This is a genomic window from Kitasatospora terrestris (assembly GCF_039542905.1).
Taxonomy (GTDB): domain Bacteria; phylum Actinomycetota; class Actinomycetes; order Streptomycetales; family Streptomycetaceae; genus Kitasatospora; species Kitasatospora terrestris.
Genome location: NZ_BAABIS010000001.1, coordinates 1,879,995 through 1,902,652 on the forward strand (window position 1 = coordinate 1,879,995; position 22,658 = coordinate 1,902,652).

At 74.7% G+C, this 22,658-nt stretch carries 19 protein-coding genes and 1 pseudogene; 11 read left to right on the plus strand and 9 right to left on the minus strand.

Translation table 11 applies throughout. The features are described from left to right. Positions 1 to 90: 90 nt before the first annotated feature. Positions 91 to 1,863 carry an ABC transporter ATP-binding protein gene (locus tag ABEB06_RS08740; RefSeq protein WP_345696237.1) on the minus strand — a complete coding sequence of 591 codons (1,773 nt, stop codon included), beginning with the start codon at positions 1,861 to 1,863 and terminating at the stop codon, positions 91 to 93. Next, positions 1,860 to 3,626: an ABC transporter transmembrane domain-containing protein gene (locus ABEB06_RS08745; protein ID WP_345696238.1), complete on the minus strand. Its 1,767-nt coding sequence runs from the start codon at positions 3,624 to 3,626 to the stop codon at positions 1,860 to 1,862. The genes ABEB06_RS08740 and ABEB06_RS08745 overlap by 4 nt, the downstream gene beginning before the upstream one ends. Positions 3,627 to 3,814: 188 nt before the next feature. Here ABEB06_RS08745 and ABEB06_RS08750 point away from each other — a divergent pair, with 188 nt between their 5' ends. Continuing rightward, positions 3,815 to 4,669, plus strand: coding sequence for an aldo/keto reductase (locus ABEB06_RS08750; RefSeq protein WP_345696239.1), 855 nt, complete (start codon positions 3,815 to 3,817; stop codon positions 4,667 to 4,669). Between the two features lie 93 nt (positions 4,670 to 4,762). On the opposite strand, the gene ABEB06_RS08755 is transcribed toward ABEB06_RS08750, so the two are convergent. After that, positions 4,763 to 5,587: a MarR family winged helix-turn-helix transcriptional regulator gene (locus ABEB06_RS08755; protein ID WP_345696240.1), complete on the minus strand. Its 825-nt coding sequence runs from the start codon at positions 5,585 to 5,587 to the stop codon at positions 4,763 to 4,765. A gap of 481 nt (positions 5,588 to 6,068) precedes the next feature. Between ABEB06_RS08755 and fabG the strand changes: the two genes are divergently transcribed. The 5 genes and pseudogenes from fabG to ABEB06_RS39315 form a co-directional block, all read left to right on the plus strand. Continuing rightward, positions 6,069 to 6,836 carry a 3-oxoacyl-ACP reductase FabG gene (gene fabG, locus ABEB06_RS08760; RefSeq protein WP_345696241.1) on the plus strand — a complete coding sequence of 256 codons (768 nt, stop codon included), beginning with the start codon at positions 6,069 to 6,071 and terminating at the stop codon, positions 6,834 to 6,836. A 172-nt stretch (positions 6,837 to 7,008) separates the two neighbouring features. Next, positions 7,009 to 7,200, plus strand: coding sequence for a hypothetical protein (locus ABEB06_RS08765; protein ID WP_345696242.1), 192 nt, complete (start codon positions 7,009 to 7,011; stop codon positions 7,198 to 7,200). A 431-nt stretch (positions 7,201 to 7,631) separates the two neighbouring features. After that, a complete protein-coding gene (locus ABEB06_RS08770; protein WP_345696243.1) occupies positions 7,632 to 8,627 on the plus strand; it encodes a phosphatase PAP2 family protein in 996 nt (331 codons plus the stop codon). 35 nt (positions 8,628 to 8,662) lie between these two features. Continuing rightward, positions 8,663 to 8,938, plus strand: coding sequence for a DUF6343 family protein (locus tag ABEB06_RS08775; protein ID WP_345696244.1), 276 nt, complete (start codon positions 8,663 to 8,665; stop codon positions 8,936 to 8,938). A 1-nt stretch (position 8,939) separates the two neighbouring features. Then, a pseudogene (locus ABEB06_RS39315) lies at positions 8,940 to 9,524 on the plus strand (alpha/beta fold hydrolase); the annotation flags it as partial. Positions 9,525 to 9,656: 132 nt separating this feature from the next. Here the strand turns inward: ABEB06_RS39315 and ABEB06_RS08780 are convergent. From ABEB06_RS08780 to ABEB06_RS08790, 3 genes are all read right to left on the minus strand, one after another. Further along, on the minus strand, positions 9,657 to 10,952 hold the full coding sequence (locus ABEB06_RS08780; protein WP_345696245.1) for a cytochrome P450 family protein: 1,296 nt from the start codon (positions 10,950 to 10,952) through the stop codon (positions 9,657 to 9,659). 96 nt (positions 10,953 to 11,048) lie between these two features. Beyond that, complete coding sequence (locus ABEB06_RS08785; RefSeq protein WP_345696246.1) at positions 11,049 to 11,213, minus strand: hypothetical protein; 165 nt, start codon at positions 11,211 to 11,213, stop codon at positions 11,049 to 11,051. Beyond that, complete coding sequence (locus ABEB06_RS08790) at positions 11,210 to 13,150, minus strand: prolyl oligopeptidase family serine peptidase (RefSeq protein WP_345696247.1); 1,941 nt, start codon at positions 13,148 to 13,150, stop codon at positions 11,210 to 11,212. The genes ABEB06_RS08785 and ABEB06_RS08790 overlap by 4 nt, the downstream gene beginning before the upstream one ends. A gap of 230 nt (positions 13,151 to 13,380) precedes the next feature. Here ABEB06_RS08790 and ABEB06_RS08795 point away from each other — a divergent pair, with 230 nt between their 5' ends. Beyond that, positions 13,381 to 14,658 carry an MFS transporter gene (locus ABEB06_RS08795; protein WP_345696248.1) on the plus strand — a complete coding sequence of 426 codons (1,278 nt, stop codon included), beginning with the start codon at positions 13,381 to 13,383 and terminating at the stop codon, positions 14,656 to 14,658. A 29-nt stretch (positions 14,659 to 14,687) separates the two neighbouring features. Here the strand turns inward: ABEB06_RS08795 and ABEB06_RS08800 are convergent, their stop codons facing one another. Further along, positions 14,688 to 15,641, minus strand: coding sequence for a MerR family transcriptional regulator (locus ABEB06_RS08800; protein ID WP_345696249.1), 954 nt, complete (start codon positions 15,639 to 15,641; stop codon positions 14,688 to 14,690). Between the two features lie 85 nt (positions 15,642 to 15,726). After that, a complete protein-coding gene (locus tag ABEB06_RS08805) occupies positions 15,727 to 17,238 on the minus strand; it encodes an aldehyde dehydrogenase (NADP(+)) (RefSeq protein ID WP_345696250.1) in 1,512 nt (503 codons plus the stop codon). A gap of 173 nt (positions 17,239 to 17,411) precedes the next feature. Here ABEB06_RS08805 and ABEB06_RS08810 point away from each other — a divergent pair, with 173 nt between their 5' ends. The 4 genes from ABEB06_RS08810 to ABEB06_RS08825 all read left to right on the plus strand — a co-directional run bounded on the left by ABEB06_RS08810 (position 17,412) and on the right by ABEB06_RS08825 (position 21,763). Then, a complete protein-coding gene (locus ABEB06_RS08810; RefSeq protein WP_345696251.1) occupies positions 17,412 to 18,197 on the plus strand; it encodes an IclR family transcriptional regulator in 786 nt (261 codons plus the stop codon). Positions 18,198 to 18,414: 217 nt separating this feature from the next. After that, a complete protein-coding gene (locus ABEB06_RS08815) occupies positions 18,415 to 19,719 on the plus strand; it encodes a pectate lyase family protein (RefSeq protein ID WP_345696252.1) in 1,305 nt (434 codons plus the stop codon). 102 nt (positions 19,720 to 19,821) lie between these two features. Next, on the plus strand, positions 19,822 to 20,946 hold the full coding sequence (locus ABEB06_RS08820; RefSeq protein ID WP_345696253.1) for a pectinesterase family protein: 1,125 nt from the start codon (positions 19,822 to 19,824) through the stop codon (positions 20,944 to 20,946). A 10-nt stretch (positions 20,947 to 20,956) separates the two neighbouring features. Further along, on the plus strand, positions 20,957 to 21,763 hold the full coding sequence (locus tag ABEB06_RS08825; protein WP_345696254.1) for a rhamnogalacturonan acetylesterase: 807 nt from the start codon (positions 20,957 to 20,959) through the stop codon (positions 21,761 to 21,763). 66 nt (positions 21,764 to 21,829) lie between these two features. On the opposite strand, the gene ABEB06_RS08830 is transcribed toward ABEB06_RS08825, so the two are convergent. Beyond that, entirely contained in the window at positions 21,830 to 22,555 is a 726-nt protein-coding gene (locus tag ABEB06_RS08830; protein WP_345696255.1) for an SDR family NAD(P)-dependent oxidoreductase, read from the minus strand. Between the last annotated feature and the right edge of the window lie 103 nt (positions 22,556 to 22,658).

Sequence of the window (22,658 nt, forward strand, 5' to 3'; positions counted from 1 at the left end):
CCGCCCCCCGGCGCGGACCGGCGCGCCGCCCGGGACTCGCCCGAGCGGCGCAAGGCCGTTCACCCCTGCGGGGGCCCGGACGGCCCTCCGTCAGCGCTCGTCCCGCCAGGACCGCCACAGCGCGGCGTACGGACCGCCCGCCGCGACCAGGGCCGGGTGCGGGCCGTACTCGCTGATCCGGCCCTCCTCCACCACCGCGATCACGTCCGCGTCGTGCGCGGTGTGCAGGCGGTGCGCGATCGCCACCACCGTGCGGCCCTCCAGCACCCGGGAGAGCGAACGCTCCAGGTGCCGGGCGGCCCGCGGGTCCAGCAGCGAGGTCGCCTCGTCCAGCACCAGGGTGTGCGGGTCCGCCAGCACCAGCCGGGCCAGCGCCAGCTGCTGCGCCTGCGAGGGCGTCAGCGCCGCGCCGCCGGAGCCCACCTCGGTGTCCAGCCCCTCCGGCAGGGCCTCGGCCCAGTCCGCGGCGTCCACCGCGGCCAGTGCCTCGCGCAGCTCGGTGTCGTCCGCGTCCGCCCGGGCCAGGCGCAGGTTGTCGCGCAGGGTGCCGACGAAGACGTGGTGCTCCTGGTTGACCAGCGCGACCTCGGTGCGGATCCGCTCGGCGGGCATCCGGGCCAGCGGCACCCCGCCCAGGGTGACCCGGCCGCGGCCCGGCGCGTAGATGCCGGCCAGCAGCCGGCCCAGCGTCGACTTGCCCGCGCCGGAGGGCCCGACCAGCGCGACCCGGCTGCCCGGTGCCACGTCCAGGGTGATCCCGTGCAGCACGTCCGCGCCCTCCCGGTAGCCGAACCGCACCTCGCGCGCCTCGACCCGGCGGCCGTCCGGGCGCAGCGCCGCGTCGGTGTCCGGGTCCGCGACCTCGCGCACCCCGACCAGCCGGGCCAGCGACGCCTGGCCGGTCTGCAGCTCCTCGTACCAGCGCAGGATCATCCCGACCGGGTGCACCAGCGCCTGCGCGTACAGCACCCCGGCGGTCAGCCGGCCCGCGTCCAGCCAGCCCTGCATCGCGAACAGCCCGCCGACCACCAGGGTCGAGATCACCGCGATCGCGTAGGTGCCGTCCACCGTGGGGAACCAGACCGTGCGCAGCCACAGCGTGTACCGCTCCCAGTCCACCCACGCGTGGATCTTGCGGTCCGTCAGCCGGATCCGCTCCGGTCCGAGCCGCAGCGCCTCCACCGTGCGGCCGGCGTCGACCGTCTCGGCGAGCACCGTGTTCACCGCCGCGTACCCGGCCGACTCGGCGCGGTACGCCTGCGGGGCGCGGCGGAAGTACCAGCGCGAGCCCACCAGCAGCGTGGGCAGGCCCAGCATGGCGGCCGCCGCCAGCAGCGGCGAGGTCACCACCAGCGCGCCCAGCACCAGCACCACCGACACCACCGCGACCGCCAGCTCCGGCACCGCGTCCCGGACCGAGCGGGCCAGCCGGTCGACGTCGGTGGTGCCGCGGGAGACCAGGTCGCCGGTGCCGGCGCGCTCCAGCACGCCGGGCGGCAGCGCGACCGAGCGGGTCAGGAAGTCCTCCCGCAGGTCGGCCAGCACCGCCTCGCCCAGCACGCTGCCGCGCAGCGCCGACAGCCCGCTGAACACCGCCGCGACCGCCAGCGACCCCAGGTACCAGGCGACCGCGCCCCGGATCCGCTCCTCGGCCGTCCCCGCCGACAGCGACTCGACCAGCGCGCCGAGCACCGCCGGGCCGACCAGCCCGGCGACCGTGGCCGCCGTGTGCAGCCCCACCACCCCGGCCAGCCCCCACCGGTGCCGGCGCACCAGCACCCGCGCGTACGCCCGCACCGTCGCCCCCGACGCCACCGGCAGCATCGTCGCGGGCCCCTGCTCGGCCGCCTGCGGTGCCTTCATCGTTCCTCCTCGGCCCCGGGCGGGGCGTCGTCTTCCCTGGTCACGACGGCGCGGTAGCGGGGCTCGCGCGCCAGCAGCGTGCGGTGCGTCCCGGTCGCCACGACCCTGCCGTCCTGCAGCAGGTGGACCGCGTCCGCCTGGTCCAGCAGCAGCGGGCTGGTCGCCAGGACCACCGTGGTCCGCTCCTCGCGGAGCTTGCGCAGGCCCGCCGCGATCCGCGCCTCGGTGTGCGCGTCGACCGCGCTGGTCGGCTCGTCCAGCACCAGCACCGGCGGGTCCGCCACCAGCGACCGGGCCAGTGCCAGCCGCTGGCGCTGCCCGCCGGAGAGCGAGCGCCCGCGCTCGGTGATCCGGGCCCGCATCGGCTCGCCCCCGCACTCGGGCGAGCCGTCCACCAGCGCGTCCAGCACGTCCTCCGCCCTGGCGGCGGCCAGCGCGTCCTCCACCGCGACCCGCCCGGAACGCGGGACGTCCAGCAGGTCCGCGAGCGTCCCGGAGAGCAGCACCGGCTCCTTGTCGTGCACCATCACCGCCGCCCGCACCTCGCCCGCGGCCACCGCGTCGAACGGCACCCCGCCCAGCCGGGCGCTGGGCGTGCCGTCCCCCGCTTCCCCGCCGAGCCGGGCCGCCAGCTCGCCCGCGACGTCGGGGTCGCCGCACACCACGGCGGTCAGCCGCCCGGCCCGCGCGGTCAGCCCGCTCGCCGGGTCGTGCAGGTCGGAGCGGTCGGCGGCGGGCAGCACGGCGGTGGCCTCCCGCCGCCCCGCCGCGCCGGCCGACAGCACCCGGACCGCCCGCTCCGCCGACACCCGGGCCACGCTCCAGGCGTGCGCGGCCTCGCCCAGGATCCGCAGCGGCGCCGCCAGGAAGGCCGTCGCGCCGTACACCGCGACCAGCTCGCCGACGCCGATCCGCCCGTGCGCCGCCAGCTCCGCCCCGTACCAGGTCACGCCGACCACGAAGAGCCCGGGCAGCAGCAGCTCCTGGGCCCGGATCAGCGCGTTGATCCGGGCGGTCCGCACCGCGGCCGCCCGGACCCGCTGGGAGGCCTCCCGGTACCGGCGCAGGAAGAGCTCCTCCCCGCCGATGCCGCGCAGCACCCGCAGCCCGGCCACGGTGTCGGCGGCCAGCGCGGTGGCCTTGCCGCCGAGCGCGCGCTGCGCGGTGTACCGCCGTTCGAACGGGCCGAGCAGGGGCAGCACCGCCGCCGCGAGCACCGGGACGCCGAGCAGCACGATCAGCCCCAGCAGCGGCCGCCGGAGCAGGACCACGCCGCTGACGCCCAGCCAGACCAGCACGGCGGCGCGCACCCGGGCGGTCAGCTCGACGTACCAGCCGATCTTCTCGACGTCGCCGCTGGAGACGGCGACCACCTCGCCGGTGGCGATCCGCCGGGAGAGCCCGGAGCCGAGGTGGGAGGCCTGCCGGGCGACCAGCTGGCGGACGGTGGAGGCGGCGCGGATCCAGTTCCAGACCGCCCGGCGGTGCAGCAGCACGGTGGCGCAGGACTGGCCGGCGGAGAGCGCCAGCGCCAGCAGCGCGGCGTGCCACAGCGCGCCGCGGTCGTGGTCGACGACGGCCTGGATGCCGCGGCCGAGCGCCACCGGGAGCGCGGCGAGGCAGCTCATCTCCGCCACGCCCCAGAGCGTGGCGAGGTGCTGGCCGGCGCGCTGCTCGCGCCGCAGCCAGCGGAGGAATCCGGTCGGGGAGGACAGGTCGGGGCGGCCGGGGTCGGCGAGCGGGAGCGTTTCGAGCTGGTCCATGGTGCGAGGAGGTTCCCGACCGCGGTGTGACGCACGCAACGGGTTTTCCGCCGGGGTGGCCATTTCAGGCCTCCGTTCCCAGCAGCACTCACTCGTCCCGGTGAACCGGCGCAACCCCGGGAATAGCGGAGCGTTCAGTCCGGTTCCGATGACGGAACCATCGGACGACCTGAAGGGCACCCCTTCTCGTGACCAGCATTCCCCACGTGACCCTCAACAACGGCGCGGAGATCCCGCAGCTCGGTTTCGGCGTCTGGCAGGTGCCGGACGCGGAGGCCGCCCCGGCCGTGCGCACCGCGATCGAGGCGGGTTACCGCTCCGTCGACACCGCCGCGATCTACGAGAACGAGGCGGGCACCGGCAAGGCGATCGCCGAGGCCGGCGTCGCCCGCGACGAGCTGTTCGTCACCACCAAGCTGTGGAACTCCGGCACCCGCGACTGGTCCGGCGCCCAGGGCCGGGACGCGGTGCGCAGGGCCTTCGACACCTCGCTCGACCTGCTGGGCCTGGAGTACCTCGACCTGTACCTGATCCACTGGCCGCGCCCGATGCACGACAGCTTCCTCAACATCTGGCAGGCGTTCGAGGAGCTGCTGGCCGACGGCCGGGTCAAGTCGGTCGGCGTGTCCAACTTCGGCACCGCGCAGCTGGAGACGCTGCTCAAGGAGAGCTCCGTCGTCCCGGTGCTCAACCAGGTCGAGCTGCACCCGCACTTCCCGCAGCACGAGCTGCGCGCCTTCCACGCCGAGCACGGCATCGCCACCGAGGCGTGGTCGCCGCTCGGCCAGGGCAAGGGCCTGCTCAGCGAGCCGGCCCTGGTGAAGGTCGCGGCGAAGCACGGCCGCACGGTGGCCCAGGTGGTCCTGCGCTGGCACCTGCAGAGCGGTGTCATCGCCATCCCGAAGTCGGTGACCCCGTCCCGCATCCGGGAGAACCTCGACGTCGCCGGCTTCGAGCTGGACGCGGAGGACATGGCCGCGATCGCCGCCGTCGAGACCGGCGAGCGCCTCGGCCCGGACCCGCAGGGCTTCGACTGGAACTGAGCCCCTCGTCGAGGGGCCCGGGCCCGAACGCCTGAACGCCAGGCCCGCCGCCTTCGTGGGGTGGCGGGGCCTGGCGTTCAGGGTGGCGAATCGTTACAGCCGGGCCGCCTTGGCGAGCAGCGCCATCGCCGGCTCGTGCTCGTGCGGCTCCAGCGGAGCGAGCAGCGCCTCCTGGACCTCGCGCACGCCGGCGGCGGAGCGGTGCAGCAGCTCCTGACCGGCCGGGGAGAGCGAGAGCAGGTTGCGCCGGCCGTCCGACGGGTCGCGTCGGCGCAGCACCAGGCCGCGCCGGACCAGCCGGCTGACCATCTCGGCCATCGTCGCCTTGTCGAGCGATGCCAGTTCGCCGACCGTCCGCTGGTCGGCTCCCGGCTCGGACTCGAGGGCGTCGAGCACCGCGTACTGCGGCGCGGTCAGCTCGGAGCCGACCTTCTCGGACCAGAGCTTGGTGTGCACCTGCTGGGCCACCCGGATCAGGTAGCCGATCGCCCGCTGGGCGTCCAGCGTCGGGCGCGCGTCGTTCATGACGGCGACCGCGGCCGGTTCCAGCCTGGCTATCTTCGACATCACCCGGACGATTTCCAGCTGCTCGTCGGGGCTGAGCGGTTCGAAGAGGGTCCGCTGCACGCGGACCACGCCGCCGGTGGCCTCGCGGACGGCCTGCGCGCCGTTCTGCGAGAGCGCCAGCAGCTTGCGCCGGCCGTCGGCCGGGTCGCGGCGGCGCAGCACCAGGCCGCGACGCACCAGGCGGGCGACCATTTCGGCCATCGTCGCCTTGTCGAGCGAAGCCCGCTCGCCGACCGTGCGCTGGTCGGCTCCGGGCTCCAGGGCCAGTACCAGCAGCACGGCGAACTGCGGAGCCGTGAGCTCGGTACCGACGTATTCGGACCACAAGCGGGTGTGCACCTGCTGGGCCACGCGGATGAGGTGACCGGGCGACTGCTGCAGTCGGCCGGGCACGCGGGTTGTCGGGATCTCCCCCAGCACCATGAAATCCGTCCCGGTGTCACGCCCGGTGTGTGTGGGACACCCGAGCGGGGCAGTAACGGCGAGTGAGCATCCCGCTGTGAGGGAGGACGCGTCAGCCGTGCAGCCGGTGGCTGCTGGCGCACACTATACAAACGGTCGGCCTGTGCTGGCAGGCAGGGGCCAATAGTAGACGCATGTTCGGCGAAGTTGGCATATTTCCGCCGCATGTCGGGGCCATGCCGGGGGGAGATTCACCCGCCCGGCCCCGCCCTCTCCTCACCCTCCGTCACCTGCGGCGCTGTCCTCTGGCCCGGAAGACTACCCGCCGGTAGGGTTGCCGCCGCAACGCGCTGTGCACCCCTCGTCGGGCCGAACCGCCGACAGCTCGCCGGCTCGCCCCGTCACCCCCGGAAGAGAGACGAGTACGAGCATGACCGAGCAGACCAGCACCTCCCGAGTCGCCGTCGTCACCGGCGCGGCCCGCGGCATCGGCGCCGCCACCGCGCTGCGGCTGGCCGCGGACGGCTTCGCGGTGGCCGTGGTCGACCTGACCGAGGAGGCCGGCCGGGAGACCGTGGCCGCGATCACCGCCGCGGGCGGCCGGGCCCTCGCGGTCGCCGCCGACGTCTCCGACGCCGAGCAGGTGCAGACCGCCGTCGACCGGATCGCGGACGAGCTGGGCGCGCCCGTCGTCCTGGTCAACAACGCGGGCGTGCTCCGCGACAACCTGCTGTTCAAGATGTCCGAGTCGGACTGGGACACCGTGATGAACGTGCACCTGCGGGGCGCGTTCCTGATGACCCGCGCGGTGCAGAAGTACATGGTGGACGCCGGCTACGGCCGGATCGTGAGCCTGTCCTCCTCCTCCGCGCAGGGCAACCGCGGCCAGCTCAACTACTCCACCGCCAAGGCCGGCCTGCAGGGCTTCACCAAGACCCTGGCCATCGAGCTCGGCAAGTTCGGCGTCACCGCCAACGCGGTCGCCCCCGGCTTCATCGCCACCGACATGACCGCGGCCACCGCGGCCCGGGTCGGCATGGAGTTCGAGGCGTTCAAGCAGGCCGCCGCGACCGCCATCCCGGTCCAGCGGGTCGGCACGCCGGAGGACATCGCGCACACCATCTCCTTCCTGGTGAGCGAGGGCGCCGGCTTCGTCTCCGGCCAGGTGATCTACGTCGCGGGCGGCCCGCTCGACTGACCGGCGGTTCCGTCCGGCGCGGCGCGGGCCGTCGACCGGCGGTTCGCATCGCGCGGATCGGCCCCCGAAGGTCCACACTCGGAGTGCAGAGGCCTGCCGCCCCCACCGGGCGGCCGGCACCGGACCGGCAGGGCCCGCGTCCCGGCCGGCGCTCCCCACCACGGAGGCATTGATGACCGAACCGACGGACAGCGACTCCCGACCGACGCCGGACCACCTGCTGCACACGGGCGCCGAGCACCCGGTCGACCCGGAGGACATGGTGATGGCCTCCGGGCGCACCCCCACCCCCGAGCTCATCGAGAAGGCCCGCAGGGACCTCGAGGAGCACGGCGCCGCGGCCGTCGAGCGCCTGCTCCCCTGACGGCCCGCAGGAGCCGGCCCCGCAGGGGCGGTCAATTCAGTGACGGATCTCACTCCGGCGAATTGGCCGCCCCTTTCGCGTGCGCACCACCCCTCGGGCAATTGGACGGAGATTCAGGAAACCGCGCCCCGGACGGCGCCCGGAGCACCGTTCCGACGACCGCCCCGCCCAGCGGACGGCAATGACCTGGCCGGATGTGAAGAACCGGGCACTCGTGTCACCGCCCGGTGACAGATCCACGGAATCCGCCGGGAGGATCCGCGGCAGCCGGTAATGTCAAGCGCGTGCCAGCCCAGAACCAATCCGTCGAACGACCGATAACCGAAGCAGACTGCGCGGATACCGGCGCGGAATCGCTCGAATACGGTCGTCCACCGATCAGCAGACGACACGCCCTGCTCTTCGGCCTCACCGGACTGGCGTACCTGCTGGTGGTCGTCGCCATCCTCTGCGACAGCCCGCTGGTCGACCTCGACTGGACGCTCCAGCAGCTGCGGCCCTACTACCGCTGGCCCGACCTGCTCCCCTACCTGGACATCTGGGTGGTGGCCGGCCAGCGCGGCCCCACCGCGATCGCCGCCAGCCTCTGGCTCGGCTGGCGCTGCTACCGGCAGCGCTCCGCGCGTCCGCTGCTGGTGATGGGGATGGCGCTGCTGCTGCTGAACTTCACGGTCGGCGGCGTCAAGATCGTCACCGGTCGGCTGGGCCCGCACTACGCGCACTACGTCGGCTCCCCCGAGCTGTTCTCCGGCGGCACCATCTTCCCGTCCGGCCACACCGCCAACGCGGTGGTCACCTGGGGCGTCCTCGCCTACCTCGCCACCCGCTGGCGCCGCACCGGCGCGGTGCTCGCCGGGCTCACCGCCACCTCCATCGGGCTGACCACCGTCTACCTCGGCACCCACTGGATCTCCGACGTCTTCGCCGGATGGGCCGCCGGGCTGCTCGTGCTGCTCTCCCTGCCGCTCACCGAGCCCGCGCTGGCGGCCGCCGACGCCAGGCTCACCGCGATCTGGCGCCGCGGCGGCGCCGCGCCGCAGCCCGCGCCGCGACTGCGCCCGGTGCCGGTCCGAGTGCCGGCCGCCCGCCCGGTGGTCCCGGTGGCGGCGGCGGTCCCGGTGGCCGTCGTCCAGGTGGCGGCCGTGGTCCCGGTGGCGGCGGTCCCGGTGGCGGCGGCGGTCCCGGCGGTGGTCGTGGTCCCGCCCGCCCCCGCGCACGCGGCCGTCCCGGCCCGTGCGGTCAGACCGGTCCGGCCCGACCGCTACTCGCTGGCCTCCGCCGTCCCGGCCGCCGCCGGCGCCGGCACCCATACCGTCCGCCAGCCGCGCCCGGCCGCCACCGCCCACGTCCGCACCTCCGGCAGCCCGCGCCAAGGCCTGCCGGACAAGCCCTCGGGCGCTGTTCCCGGCACCCGCGTCCTACGCTGAGAGGGAAGGCAGGAACGCGGGAGGCGAGGACCCGGATGCGACCGGCGCGGACCCCTCGGACCTGGCAGAGCGGCACCGAACCCGCCACCGCCAGGAGCGACCTCAAGCTGCGCTTCCTGCTGTCCGTCCTCTTCACTCCGTTCTTCGCGCTCGCCACTGCGGGCTTCGCCCTGTGGGCCGCCGACCCGCCGTCCTCCGGCGCACCCGGGCAGCGGACGCTGATCGCCTTCGCGATCGCCTGCGCGGCGCTCACCCTGTTCGCCGCCGTCGACCTGTGGGTGGTGGTCCGCCGCCGCCGCACGGAGCTGTGAGATGACCGTGCCCGTCCGCACCGGGACGGCGCGGCTGCCCGGCGGGATCGTGCTGCCGTACGCCGACCGGGGCGCCGGCGACCCGCTGGTGCTGCTGCACGCGGTGGGCGATTCGTGGCGGGCGTTCGAGCCGCTGATGGCGCACCTGCCCGGGTCGCTGCGGGTGCTCGCGCCCAGCCAGCGCGGGCACGGCGGGGCGAGCCGGCCGCCGCGCGGGTACCGGCCGGCGGATTTCGCGGCCGACCTGGCGGCGTTCCTGGACGTGCTGGGCGTCGAGCGGGCGGTGCTGGTGGCGGCGTCCAGTGCCGGGTTCACCGCGCGCCGGTTCGCGGCGGCCCGGCCGGAGCGGGTGCGGGCGCTGGCCTTCCTGGGCTCGCCGGCGGAGTTGGGCGACAAGCCGGGAATCGCCGGGATCCGCGCCTGGGTCGACGGGCTCGCCGACCCGCTCGACCCGGCGGAGCTCCGGGCGTTGATCGACTCGCTGGTGTGCCGGCCGCTGCCGCCCGCGTTCGCGGAGCTGATGGTGGCGGAGGGCCTGCGGGCGCCGGCCCGGGGGCGGCGGGCCGGGGCCCCGTGTCCCGTTCTCCTCGCCCGACCCGACCCGACCCGGGCCGGGTCGGCCCGGGCCGGGCCGGGCCGCGACGGGCCGGGCCGGGCCGCGACGGGCCGGGCCGCGATGGTGCGGGAGGCGGGGCGGGCGGCAAGGTCGGGACGGGGGTCAGCGGCCCAGGGTGACGGGCAGCGCCTCCAAGCCGCGCAGCATCATCGAGTTGCGCCAGCGCAATTCGCGCTCCTGGCAGGCCAGGGTCGTTCCGGGGAAGCGGGCGAGGAGCGCGGTGAGCGCGATCTCGGTCTCCAGCTTGCCGAGCAGGGCCCCGAGGCAGCGGTGGATGCCGCCGCCGAAGGCGAGATGGCCGGCGTCCTGGCGGTCGAGGACGAGGCGGTCGGGGTCCTGGAAGCGCGCCGGGTCGCGGTTGGCCGCGCCGAGGGACAGCAGCACGAACTCGTCCTGCGGGATCACCACCCCGCCGACGTCCACCGGTTCGGTGGTGAAGCGGGTGGTGGCCATGCAGATGGGGGAGTCGTAGCGCAGGAACTCCTCGACGGCCCCGGGCATCCGGGTGGGATCGGCGCGCAGCCAGGCGGCCTGGCCGGGATCGCGCAGCAGCGCGAGGCAGGAGGTGCCCAGTAGGTTCACGGTGGTCTCGTGCCCGCCGATCAGCAGCAGGGCGACCATGCCCACGATCTCGTCGTCCGTCAGCTCCCCGCGCTCGCGGGCCTCCAGCAGCTCGGTGAGCAGATCGGCGGGACGGTCATTGCGGCGGATGCGCCGGTCGGCGATGGCCAGGACGTACGAGCCCATCTCCTGGACGGCTCGCCGGAACGTCGCGTGGTCGCCCTCGTGGGTGACGAGGGTGGTCGACCACGTCCGGTAGAGGTCGCGGTCCTCGGGCGGGAAGCCGAGCAGTTCGCAGACGATGAGGATCGGCAGCGGGAAGGCGAAGTCACGGACCAGGTTCACCGTGGCGGTGGTGCGGGTCGGGTGGCTCGCGGCTGCCGCGTCCAGCCCGTCGAGGAGTTCGTGGGTGATGCGCTCGACCATCGGCCGCATCGCCTCGACCCGCTTGCGGCTGAACGCCGCCTGGACCACGCGGCGCAGGCGGGTGTGGTCGGGCGGATCGCTGCTGAGCATGTGGGTGATCTCGGTGCCCAGGTTGACGCCCTGGACCCGGCTGTCGGCCAGGGCCTGGGCGCGCCGCGCATCCTGCGCGAAGCGGGGGTCGGAGAGCGCGGCCCGGACATCGGCGTAGCGCGGGACGATCCACAGCCGCAGGCCGCCGTCGCTCTCCAGCACGGAGACCGGGGCCGATTCCCGCATCCTGGCCAGGGTCGGGTACGGGTCGCTGAGGAACGTCGGCGGGTCCTGGCGCGGTTCCGCCGTCTCGGGCTTGTCCGGCCGGTGCTCCTTGGGCCGGGGACTGCTCGTGCGGGGTGCTGCCGTAGCTGTGGTCATGATGCTCTCCTGTCCTCACCGGCGCGGCCGGCGCCGCGGCGGGGTGCCGGGCGTGGCACCCCGCTACGGCGCTGATTGGGCTCACTGCGGAGGCGACTACTTCTCCGTGTTCTCCTCCGTGCGGGCGGTGCACTTCCGGGCCGGGCCGTTCGGCCGGACCGGGACCGCCTTGTTCAGGGAGGACCCGGCCGGCGGAATGATGAGTCCGCGCTCCCGCTCGGTGGCGCTGATGGGGTCGAGGCGCAGTCCGTGACGCTTCATGGGGTTGACCTTCCTTCGGTGTGGTGAACGGGGTGGTGCGAGCCGGTCCGTCCGCTGTTGCGGCGGTCGGCGGTTCTGGGGGAGGCGCGCAGCGCGTCATCGGCGTAGCGCACCATGGCGGCCCAGGCGGCGGCGTGTCCGGCCGGGTCACGGCCCACGTCGTGTCCGCCGTCGAGCCACCGGACGCGGTGCGGGACGTCGCGGCGCCGCAGCGCGGCGAGATAGCGCTCGATCTGTTCCGGAGGGCACTTCTCGTCGTCCGCCGAGGCGGCGAGGAAGAGCGGGCCGCGTACGCGGCCCACGTAGGTCATCGGGCTGGCCGCGCGGTAGCGGTGCGGCACCTGCTCGGGGGTGCCGCCGAAGAGGCGGTCGTCGACTTCCCGCAGTGCCGGGGTCGTCGCCCGGTACGCCGCCGTGTAGTCGGCCACCGGGACGACGGCCAGCCCCACGTCCCACAGCCGGGGCTGGACGCCCATCGCCAGCAGCGTCAGGTAGCCGCCCCAGGAGTAGCCGCACAGGCCGGTACGGCCGGGCTCCGAGACTCCCGTGTCGATGAGGTGGCCGCGCACCGCGGCGAGGTCTTCGAGCTGGGCGAGGCCGACCCGGTGGCCGAAGTCGTCCCGCCAGCGGGGGCCGTAGCCCGTCGAGCCGCGGTAGTTGGTGCGCACCACGGCGAATCCGGCTTGGACCAGGGCCTCGGTCCGGGTGTCATAGGCGTCCTGGTCGTGGGTGTGGGGCCCGCCGTGGACGAGGAAGACCGTCGGCCAGGGGCGGTGGCCCGCCCTGCGGCCGGGCGGGGTGGCCACGAAGCTGTGGATCTGCCCGTACGGCCGGCGTGTCCACAGCTCGCGGCGCCCGGATCCGGTCGTTCCGCCGGGCACCGTGCCGCGTGACGCCGTCGTGGCGCGGCCCGAGTGGCCCGAGCGGTCGGGACGTGCCGGGGGTTCCGGGTGTTCCGCACCTCCCGAGCCTTCCGGGCTCTCCGGGTGGCAGATCAGCGGCCGGGGCAGTTCGCCGTCGCGGCTCCACAGGCAGTGGACCGCGCGGTCGGGTGCGCAGGAGAAGTCGATGATCGTGCCCTCGGGCGTGGGGAGCACCGTCGTCGTACCGCGGTCGAGGTCTGCGCGCAGCAGTCGGCTGCGTCCGGCCCGGTCCTGCTGGACCAGCGCCGTGCGGCCGGGCCCGTACCAGCAGGCGGTGATCTCCGTGTCGAAGTCGAGGGCGGAGCCGGGGCCGTGCGTGCGGATCCCCTCGCCCTGCCGCCAGAACGCCGGCGTGTAGCGGCCCGCGCGTTCGAGGACGAGCAGCAGTTCCGGCGGTGCGGTGGTGAGGTCCGGGCGGAAGCCCAGCGCCCACACCGCGCCGCCGCCGCCGTCCCCCGCTGCGCCGGGGATGGTGTCCACGAGGACGCCGGAGGCCGGTGACCACAGCCGGACCGCGGCCGGTCCGGCCGGGCACCCCGTGGTGGCCAGCAGTCGGCCGCCCGGGGCCAGGCCCACCACTGCCGCATAGCCGGGCTCCTCGGCCACCAGGCGGGCGCGCTCGCCCGGTCGGCCGACGTAGTACCGCGAGCGGTCCGCGACCCCGACGCCGACGGCGGCGAGGCCGCTGCGGGGGTCGAAGGCCAGGCCGTGCATCCGCCCGGCGGGCACGCCGTCGAGCGCCGGGCGCGGGTGGCCGCCCTCGAACGGCCCGCGCAGCCAGCGGCCCTGACCGCCGGGAGCAGCGTCGAACCACCACAGGCCGTGGCCGTCCGGCTCGATGGCGGCGGTCTCCACACCCAGCGGTGCGGTGGTCACCCGGCGGCGCTGACCCGTCGTCAGGTCCCAGGCCACGATCTGCGGGAGACCGTCCACATACCGGGTCTCGACCGCTCGCCGTCCGTCGCGGGCCGCGAAGGACGGGACGTGCACCGCCGTTCCGATACCGCCGCTCATCGCCGTCCTCCCTTCGTCGGTGTCCGCTTCCGCCGCCGGTGGCCCTGGCTGTGGTGGGCTCCGACGACCATCACACTGCCGGACGGGCGGGCTGCGGGGCAGAGAAGAAAGCGCAGCGGCACCGGCATCGAGCGGCTACCGGCCCTTCCCTGGCACCGGACGGTGGGCGGGCGACAGGGTGCGGGGGCGACCACACGGCCCGGACCCACCGAGGAGAAAGGGGCGACCCGATGACCATCGCGGCGACCCGGCCCAGCGCAGTCCCCGTCCCACCCGGCGGAGCGCCTGACGGCACAGCGGGTGGCAGGCCGAGCCGTGAACTGACGGCGGTCTACGTCGCCGGCGCGGTGACGGCGTTGGGCACCCAGATGACCCTGCTCGCGCTGCCCTGGCTGGTGCTGGAGACCACCGGCTCGGCCACCCGGGCGGGCCTGGTCTTCGCGGCCCAGGCGCTGCCCATGGCGCTGCTCGGCTTCGCGGGCGGAGAGGTCATCCAGCGCCTGGGCGCCCGCCGGACCATGGTCGTCTCCGATCTCGTCCGCGCTCCGGTGGTGGCGCTGATCCCGCTGCTGCAGATCCTGGGCGCACTCGATCTGGCCGTCCTCGTGGCGATCGTCGTGGCGCTCGGGGCGCTGGCCGTTCCGTACCACGCGGCACAGCGGGTGCTGGCGATGGAACTGCTGAGCCCGCACGCCCGCTCCCTGGCCCGCGCCAACAGCGCGCTGGCGGGTGTGACGAACGGCTCGGCGTTCGTCGGACCGGCGCTCGCGGGCGCGCTGATCCCCCTGGTGGGAACCACATCCGTGGTGTGGCTGGACGCGGCCTCGTTCGCCTTCTCCGGCTTGCTGCTGCTTCGCCGCGTCCCGGCAGGGCGTGGCGGGGCCGGAGGGTCCGCGGCCGGGCCCCGCGGCCTGTGGGCGGGGGTGCGGCATCTGTACGGCGACTGGTTCCTGAGCCGGGCGATGCTGTCCACCGTGGTGTTCGGGCTGATGCTGCGAACCCTGATGATCACCCTGCCGGTGCTGGCGTTCACCCGGTTCGAGGGGGACGCCAGGATCGGCGGCCTGCTGATCGCCACCGATGGCGCCGGCGGCCTGGTGGGCTCGGTGGCCGCCTACGTGCTGGCGACACGGGTCGCCCCCGTACGACTCGCCTGTACGGCCCTGGTCTGCGTCGCCCTGCCCCTGTGGACGCTCCTGGTGCCCGTGCCGGCCGGCGTGCTCGTCGTCGCCGTCGGCCTGTCGTCGGCCGCCGCGCCCCTGGCGAACGCGCCGCTGATGGGCCTGCTCTCCGCCCGGCTGCCGGACGGCTTCGGGCCCAAGGTGTTGCAGGCCGTGGTCACGATCAGCACCCTGACCGGGCCGCTGGGCTTCCTGGCCGCGGGCGCCGTGCTGGACCGGGCCGGTGTCGCGGCGACCCTGTGGGGCGTAGCCGCGCTCGCGACGTTCGGCAGCGGCAACCTGATCCTGGCCCTGCGCCGCCTCCGGGCCACCGAGGACCCGGACTGAGAGTCCGCGCTCGTCACACCGGAGCAGGGTCAGACGGGGTTGTCCTTCAACCAGTCCAGTACCTGACGGGCGTGCTCGTTCGGCGGGAAGATCGGATAGAAGACGTGCTCGACCGCGCCGCCACGGATGATCAGCGTGATGCGCTTGTAGAGCGTCGTTCCGCCGAACTCGAAGGTCGGCAGACCGAGCAGCGCGGCCAGGCGCAGCGTGGTGTCCGAGAGCATCGCGAAGGGAAGCCGCAGACGGTCGACGACCTCCTGCTGGTATCCGGTGTCCTGGCTGGACAGGCCGAAGACGCGGGCCGCGCCGAGAGCGGCCAGCTCCTCGTGGTGGTCGCGGAAGTCGCACGCTTCCGCGGTGCACCCGCGCGCGCCGGGGATGGCCTCCCAGCCGTCCGGTACGTCCGTGTCGGGCCGGCCCGTGAGCGGGTAGCAGTAGAGGACGGAACGGCCTTCGCCCAGCGCGTGCAGGGGGACGGTGCTTCCTGCGGTACTGGCGAGATCGATGTTCGGCATCGTCCGGCCCGGGAGGTGGTCGGCCGCGCCGTCGTCCTCGGGGACGGGCAGGTTCGACGGAAGCCGGCTCAGGTCGCTCACGGTGCTCTCTTCCCCACGGGGGCGGGTGCTGCTGTTGCGGTGGGCGGCATCCCGCAGGTGCTCGACCAGCACCGCCCGCCGGGCGGTCAAGGCGTCGATCCGTTCTGTCAGGTCGTCGATGGCGGCCCGGTACCCGGCCAGCGAAGAGGGGCAGTCGTCCACGTGGCCCCGACCTTCGGAGAGGCATTCGAGGAACGGGCGGGTCCGCTCGACCGGGATCCCCAGTTGGTTCAGCGCGCGGGCTTCGCGCACCATCCGGGCGTCGTGCGGGGAGTAGTCCCGGTAACCGTTGGCGAGCCGGGCAGGGGCGATCAGCCCCACGGCCTCGTAGTAGCGAACCGTCTTCGTCGTCACACCCGCGCGTCGCGCGACTTCACTGATCTTCATGTCATCACCTGCGAGGCACCCTAGACCTTGCCCCCAGGGGCAAGGTCCAGTGAGGCGGCCCCGAAGGACTTCCGGAACGGACCCCTCAGTTCTCCCGGCGCGGGAGGCCGAGCGGGTTGCCGTCGCGGAGCTCCTCGGGGAGCAGCGCCTGCGGTGCGTTCTGGTAGGTGATCGGCCGCAGCCAGCGTTCGATCGCGGTGGCGCCGACCGAGGTGGAGGTGGAGGTGGTGGCCGGGTACGGGCCGCCGTGGTGCATGGCGGGGGCGACGGCGACGCCGGTCGGCCAGGCATTGACGACCAGGCGGCCGGCGAGTGGTTCGAGGCGGCGGAGCAGGGCGGCGGCCTCGGGGCCGTCCTCGTCGGCGGCGAGCTGGACGGTGGCGGTGAGGTTGCCGGTGAGCCGGCCGAGGACGGTCTCCAGTTCCTCCGCCGTGCGGTAGCGGACCAGGACGGTCACCGGCCCGAAGCACTCCTCCAGCAGCTCCTCCGCGAGCTGCGCCGCGCCGACCGCGAGCACGCCGGCGCGGACGGCGAGCGGCGCGCCGTCGACCGGTTCGGCGTCCGCGGCGAGCAGTTCCTCGACGCCGGGCAGGTCCGCCCGCTGCCGTACGCCGTCCAGGAAGGCGCGGCGCATCCGCGGGTCGAGCAGCGGTCCGGGGGCCGCCTGGGCGGCTGCCGCGACGACGGCCTTCTCCACCGGGCCGCTGTCGGCGGCGGGCACCAGCACCAGGCCGGGCTTGACGCAGAACTGGCCCGTCCCGAGGGTGAAGGAGCCGGCGAGTCCGGCGCCGATCTCCTCCGCGCGGGTGGCGGCGGCCCGCTCGGTCACCACCACCGGGTTGAGGCTGCCGAGCTCGCCGTGGAACGGGACGGGCCTGGGCCGTGCGGCGGCGACGTCGGCGAGCGCCCGGCCGCCGCGCACCGATCCGGTGAAGCCGACCGCCGCGGTCAGCGGGTGGCGCACCAGTTCCACGCCGGCGTCCAGTCCGTGCACCAGGGCGACCACGTCGGCGGGCAGTCCGACCCGTTCGGCCGCCTCGCGGAGCAGGCGCGCGCAGAGTTCGCCGGTCGCGGGGTGGTCCGGGTGGCCCTTCACCACCACCGGGCAGCCGGCCGCCAGCGCGCTCGCGGTGTCGCCGCCGGGGACGCTGAAGGCGAGCGGGAAGTTGCTGGCGGAGAAGACGGCGACCACGCCCAGCGGCAGCTTCATCCGCCGCAGGTCCGGCCGGCCGAGCGCGGGGTCGGCCCGGTCGAGCGCGAGGTCGAGGAAGGCGCCGTGCTCGACCACCGCGGCGAACTCCCGCAGCTGGTAGGTGGTCCGGGCGAGCTCCCCGCGCAGTCGGACCGGTCCGAGCGCCGTCTCGGCGTCCGCCGTCGCCACGACCTCCTCGGCCGCCGCTTCCAGGCGGTCGGCGGCCGCCCGGAGCAGGGCCGCACGCCGGGTGCGGTCGGCGAGCGCGTCGAGGGTGGCGGCCGCGGCGCGGACGGCGCGGTCAACCTCGGCCGGTCCGGCTTCGACGGCGATCTCGGCGCGGGGCTCGCCGGTGCGCGGGTCGTGGCTGACCACGGCGGTGCTCGGGACTGCGTCGGTGCTCACTGCGCGGACCTCCTCAGCGGGGTCGCGGGTCCGGTAGCGTCCGCAGCGGGGACCGGTTCCGGCCCACCGGGGGGCACCGCCCCACAACCACCCATCTGTTCAGTATGCTGAACGGCATACATCTCGTTGAACTCGCGGGACGATACGCCGCGCGACAGGAAGGGGTCAAGGGCATGTCCTCGCCGACGACCAACGCCGCCCTCGGCGGCGGTGCCCAGGTGAAGTCCGCGGTGCGGACCATCGAGCTGCTGGAGTACTTCGCCGGCAACACCGGCATGCACAGCCTCGCCGAGGTGCAGGAGCAGACCGGCTACCCCAAGTCCAGCCTGTACATGCTGCTGCGCACCCTGACCGAGCTCGGCTGGGTGGAGACCGACGCCACCGGCACCCGGTACGGCATCGGCGTGCGAGCCCTGCTGGTCGGCAGCTCGTACATCGACGGCGACGCCGTGGTGGCCGCCGCCCGCCCGACCCTCGACCTGCTCTCCGAGGACACCGGCGAGACCATCCACCTGGCCCGGCTGGACGGCGCCAACGTGGTCTACCTCGCCACCCGGCAGTCCCAGCACAGCCTGCGCCCGTTCACCCGGATCGGCCGCCGGCTGCCCGCGTACGCCACCTCGCACGGCAAGGCACTGCTCGCCACCCACACCGACGAGCAGATCCGCCGGCTGCTCCCGGAGCAGCTGGAGCCGCTGACCGAGCACACCCACACCGACCGGGAGGAGCTGATCGAGGAGCTGGCGGAGGTCCGCGCCCGCGGCTACGCGGTGGACCGCGAGGAGAACACGCTCGGCGTGCGCTGCTTCGGCGTCGCGATCCCGTACCGCTCGCCGGCCCGCGACGCGGTGTCGGTCTCCGTCCCGGTGGCCCGGCTCTCGCCGGGGCGCGAGGAGACCATCCGGCACGCCCTGTTCGACGCCCGCGACCGCCTCACCCTGGCGACCCGTCACTTCTGAGGACTCCACCACCGCTGCCCCGGCGCCGCTCTGACGAGGCGTCGGGGTTTCTGGTGCCGCCGCGCGCGGCCGCGCCGGGCGTCTTGACATGTGCGCCCGACGCTCCCTAGGGTCCGGACACGGATGCGACCGAGGTTCATATTCCTGAACCCGATCGGAAGAGCGTATCGCCCCCGCGCACCCACCCCACCCCCGCGCTCGACGAGGAGCTCCCGCCATGCGCCTGCCCCGCGCAGCCCTGTGCACCGCCGCCGCCCTCTGCACCACCCTGCTCGCCGCCCCCACCGGCGCGCAGGCCGCCGACCTCGGCCACACCACCCTGGCCGCGGGCGACGGCTGGGCCGCCGCCACCACCGGCACCACCGGCGGGTCCAAGGCCGACGCCGCCCACACCGTCACCGTCTCCACCCGGGCACAGCTGGTCGCCGCCCTCGGCGGCAAGAACTCGAGCAACGGCTCCAACGCCACCCCGAAGATCGTCTACCTGTCCGGCACGATCGACCTCAACACCGACGACGCCGGCAACCACCTCGCCTGCTCCGCCTACACCACCGGCGGCTACAGCCTCTCCGCCTACCTCGCCGCGTACGACCCGAAGGTGTGGGGCACCTCCAAGGTGCCCTCCGGCACCCAGGAGAGCGCCCGGGCCGCCTCGCAGAAGCTGCAGGCCGACAAGGTGCAGATCAACGTCGGCGCCAACACCACCATCGTCGGCGTCAACAACGCCAAGCTGCGCGGCGGCGGGCTGGTGGTCAAGAACGTGGACAACGTGATCGTCCGCAACATCGCCTTCGAGAACGCCGCCGACTGCTTCCCGCAGTGGGACCCGACCGACGGTTCCAGCGGCAACTGGAACTCCATGTACGACGCGATGACCGTCTACAACGCCACCCACGTCTGGGTGGACCACAACACCTTCTCCGACGGCGCCGTCCCGGACTCCTCGCTGCCCAGCTACTTCGGGCGGCTCTACCAGGTCCACGACGGCCTGCTCGACGTGGTCAAGGGCGCGGACTGGGTCACCGCCTCGTGGAACGTCTTCAAGGACCACGACAAGACGGACCTGATCGGCAACAGCGACAGCTCCACGGTGGACTCCGGCCACCTCAAGGTGACCTTCCACCACAACCTGTGGCAGAACACCGTCGAGCGCGCGCCGCGGGTGCGCTTCGGCCAGGTCGACGTCTACAACAACTACTTCGTCCCGACCGCCGGGAACTACGAGTACAGCATCGGCGTCGGCAAGTCCTCGCAGATCGTCGCGCAGAACAACTACTTCGCCCTGCCCTCCGGCGTCACCGCGGGCAAGGTGCTCTACAACTGGGGCGGCACCGCGCTCACCGCGAGCGGCAACGCGGTCAACGGCACCACCACCGACCTGATCGCCGCCTGGAACGCCGCCAACTCCAGCAAGAAGCTCGGCACCTCGGCCGGCTGGACCCCCACCCTGCGCACCGCCGTCGACGCGGCCTCCGCCGTCCCCGCCAAGGTCACCGCCTCGGCCGGCGCCGGCCACCTGTAGGCCGCCCGCCCACCCGCACGGGCCCCGACGCGACCCGCCGCGCCGGGGCCCGGCCCACCCCTGCCCGGCCCACCCCTGCCCGCCCCTGCCAGGAGAGCCGCCATGCCCCCTGCGATCCCCTCCCGCCGCGCCGTCCTGCTCGCCTCGGCCGGTGCGCTGCTCGGCGCCGCCGTCCCCGGCAGCGCGCACGCCGCCCGTGCCCCGTTCGGCCCGTACGGCACGCCCGCCGCCCGCCTCACCCCCCGCACGCTGTACGTCGACGCCGCGGGCCGCGGCGACCACACCACCGTCCAGGCCGCCGTCTCCGCCACCCCGACCGGCGCCAGCGCCGCCACCGGCTGGACCCTCGTCCTCGCGGCCGGCACCTACCGCGAGACCGTCACCGTGCCGGCCTCCCGCCCGTACCTCACCGTGGTCGGCGCCACCGGAAACGCCCGGGACGTGGTGATCGTGTACGGCAACGCGGCCGGCACCCCGCGGCCGGACGGCACCGTCCTCGGCACCACCGGCAGCGCCACCGCCACCCTCGCCGGGGCCGGCTTCACCGCCCGCGACCTGACCTTCGCCAACGACTGGCTGCGGGCCGACCACCCCGGCTGGACCGGCACCCAGGCGGTCGCCGTCAAGGCGACGGGCGACCGGAGCGCCTTCCTGCGCTGCCGCTTCCTCGGCCACCAGGACACCCTGTACGCCGACTCCCCCTCGCTCGCCGTCTTCGCCCGCCAGTACTACGGCAAGTGCTACGTCGAGGGCGACGTCGACTTCGTCTTCGGGCGCGCCACCGCCGTCTTCGACCGCTGCGAACTGCGCACCCTCGCCCGCACCGACCTCTCCTCCACCCCGCAGGGCTTCGTCTTCGCGCCCAGCACCGCCCGCGCGAACCCGCGCGGCTTCCTCGCCCGGCAGTGCACCTTCACCAGCACCGCACCGGCCGGCGCCTACTGCCTCGCCCGGCCGTGGGTGCCGGGCAGCGACCCCACCGCCTGGCCGATGCTGACGACCCGCCAGTCGGTGATCGGCGCCGGCATCGACGCGGTCGCCCCGTACACCGACATGTCCGCGAGCCACCCGTGGCAGAGCCAGCGCTTCGCCGAGTACGCCAACACCGGGCCCGGCGCGGTGGTGACCGTCCCCGCGAACCGGCCGCAGCTGACCGAGGAGCAGGCCGCCGCGCACACCCGGGAGGCCTACCTGCTGGGCGGCGACGACTGGCAGCCCTGGCTCTGAGGAGGATCCGATGACCCCGCTCCCCCGCCGCACCGCCCTGGCCGGCGCGGCCGCCCTGCCGCTGCTCGCCCTCGGCGCCGGCCCCGCCGCCGCCGGCCCGCGCCGCACCACGCTGTACGTCGCGGGCGACTCCACCGCCTCGGCGTACACCGCCGCCGAGGCACCGCGGGCCGGCTGGGGCCAGGCGCTGCCCGCCTTCGCCACCGTCCACCTGGCCGTCGCCGACCGGGCGCTGTCCGGCGCCAGCTCCAAGAGCTTCGCCGACCTCGGGCTGCTGGACGGCATCCTGGCCGACATCCGGGCCGGCGACCTGCTGCTGGTCTCCTTCGGCCACAACGACGAGAAGACCTCCGACCCCGCCCGCGGCACCGACCCGTACACGACGTACCAGGCCTACCTGCGGCGCTACCTGGACGGCGCGCGGGAGCGCGGTGCGCTGCCGGTGCTGGTCACCTCCGTCGAGCGCCGCCGGTTCGACGCCGCCGGGCACGCCCACGCCTCGCACGGCCTGTACCCGCAGGCGATGCGCGACCTCGCGGCGGCGGAGCAGGTGCCGCTGATCGACCTCCAGGCGCTCAGCCTCGCCGCCTGGGAGCGGCTCGGGCCCGAGGGCACCAAGGCGCACTTCCTGTGGCTCGCCGCCGGCGGCAACTACCCCGCGGGAGTCGCCGACAACACCCACTTCCAGGCGCACGGCGCCGTCGAGCTCGCCCGCACGGTGGCCCGGGAGCTGCTCCGCCAGTGCCTGCTGCGGCCCTCGTGCCTGCGCCGCCTCGACGACCCCGTCCCGGACGGCGCGATCACCTGGCTCCCGTGACGCCCCCGCGGGGCGCGGGGCCCCGCCGGTACGGTCCCGCGCCCCGGACGGGTGGCCGGGAACGGCCTAGAAGCCGCCGTCCACGGCCACGGTCGCCCCGGTGACGTACCGTGCGCCGGGGCCGACCAGGTGGGCGACCACCGCCGCGATCTCCGCCGGGGCGGCGTAGCGGCCGAGCGCGGTGAGCGAGCGCTGGAAGTCCGCCCCGTCACCGTCCGCCGGGTTCATCTCGGTGTCGGTCGGCCCCGGGTTGACCAGGTTGACGGTGATCCCCCGGTCGCCGACCTCGCGGGCCAGTGCCTTGGTCAGCCCGGTCAGCGCGCTCTTGCTGGTCGCGTACAGCACGGCGCCGGCGAAGGGCACCCGCTCGTTCATGCAGCTGCCGATGGTGACGATCCGTCCGCCGTCCGCCAGGTGCGCGAGGGCCTCCCGGCAGGCCGTCAGGACGCCGCGGACGTTGACGTCCAGCACCTGGTCCGTCAGCTCGTCGGTCACCTCCGCGAACGGACCGACCGCGCCCACGCCGGCACAGTTCACCAGCACGTCCAGCCGCCCGAACCGCTCGGCCACCGCTCCGACCGCCGCCCGCACCTCGGCCGGCCTCGCGCTGTCGGCCCGCAGGGCGACCGCCCGGCGTCCGAGCGCCTCGATCTCCTTGACCACCGCCTGCGCGCGCTCCGCGCTGTCGCGGTAGGTGAACGCGACGTCCGCCCCCTCCTCCGCCAGCCGGAGCGCGATCGCGGCGCCGATGCCCCGGCTGCCGCCGGTGACGAGCGCGACCTCCCCAGCCATCGTCCGCACCTGAGCCCGGCCCTGAACCTCGACCGCCATGTCCGTTCCCTCTCCCTCGGGGATGCTTCGCATGACGTCCATCCTGTTGTTCTACGCTCAACAA